A 1,351-nucleotide genomic window follows, 5' to 3' on the forward strand; every position below is an offset into this window, starting at 1 on the left:
GTCCGAGCCCGCGGGGGCCGGCGGCGCCGGGGCACCGGTGGGCGCGGTACCGGCCGCCGCGGTGGCGGCGACGGACGGTGCGGCGGCGTTCGGGGTGCCGCCGGTGTCGCGCAGGAGGAGGCCGGAGACCACGGCGGCCAGCGCGACCACGGCGGTCGCGCTCAGCAGCACCCGGGTGCGGATGCGGCGGCGCGGCCCGGCGGGCGGGGGCGCGGGGTGGGTGGTCGTCACCTCCTGTTCCTCCTCCGGCGCGGCGGCGGACTGCTGGTCGGGTGCGGCTTCCGGCCGGAGCTGCGGCTCCGCTTCCGCTTCCGGCTGCGGCTGTGGTGCGGGCGCCGGTGCGGCGGCGGCCGGGGTGCCCGCGGAGGAGGCCTCCCGGCGGCGGGCCGCGTCGGCCAGGATCCAGCGGCGGTGCAGTTCGACCAGTTCCTCGCCGCCGGCCCCGCAGACCCGGGCCAGCCGCTCCACCGGCGCGTACTCGGTCGGTACGGCGGCGCCGTTGCAGTAGCGGTGCAGGGTGGAGGTGCTGACGTGCAGCCGGGTGGCCAGGGCCCCGTAGCTGCGGCCCGAACGCTCCTTGAGTTCGCGCAGCATCGCCGCGAACTCCTCGGTCTCCACACTCATCTGCTGCCCTTCCCCCATCCCGGCCCGGGATGCCGTCGATCCGTGGATCACGGTACCGGCAGGCCGGGGCGGGAACCGGGGCAGGGGAGTGCGAAGCGGCAGGTCAGCTCCTTCCGGCCGTCTCCGTGGAGGCCGCCGCGTCGGCGACGCTCTCCCGGTACAGGCCGAGCTTCGGCTGCTTGCCCGCCTTCGCGCCGGCGCCGAGCGGGAAGTTCCGGGTGTCGGCGTCGGGCATCCGGTCGTCGGGCAGGACGTTCAGCTGGTCCACGTCGGGCACCCCGCCGCTGCCGGGGTTGAGGTCCACCACCGCGTAGGTGCTCCTGCCGGGAGCCAGCGCGTAGGCCGGCGGGCCGCCCAGCCCGCCCGGAACCAGCGGGGTGAGGTCGGCGCCGTGCCGGGGGGCCTTCGAGCTGCCGAGACTGATGAGCGGGTAGTAGCTCAGTCCGCAGTAGGCGGTGCCCTGGTTGTGCACCTCGATCACCCGCTGGTCGGGCGACCCGGCCCGGGCGGACACCTTGACCGTCAGCTTGTCGGCCTTGCAGGGGTGGGTGTAGGCGTACGCCTCGTCGCCGCCGGTCGCGGCCCCGCCGCCCGTGGCGGGGACCACGGGGGTCTTCGGGCGGGCGGAGCCGCCTCCGGCGGGCGCCGCGGTGGCCGGGGCCGCCGGGGCCGGAGCGCCGGCGGTCGGCCGGTCGGCGGGCGCGGCGGGTGCCGCGGTGCCGGGGGC

Annotated in this window: 2 protein-coding genes; both read right to left on the bottom strand. The window is 78.0% G+C overall.

What is annotated here, in order from left to right; translation table 11 throughout:
* Positions 1–624: helix-turn-helix domain-containing protein (locus ACWGJO_RS41595; protein ID WP_452190968.1), on the bottom strand; the 624-nt coding region annotated here is incomplete at its 3' end.
* A 103-nt stretch (positions 625–727) separates the two neighbouring features.
* Positions 728–1,351: DUF4232 domain-containing protein (locus ACWGJO_RS41600; protein ID WP_452190969.1), on the bottom strand; the 624-nt coding region annotated here is incomplete at its 5' end.

Source organism: Kitasatospora sp. NPDC054795, from assembly GCF_053611565.1.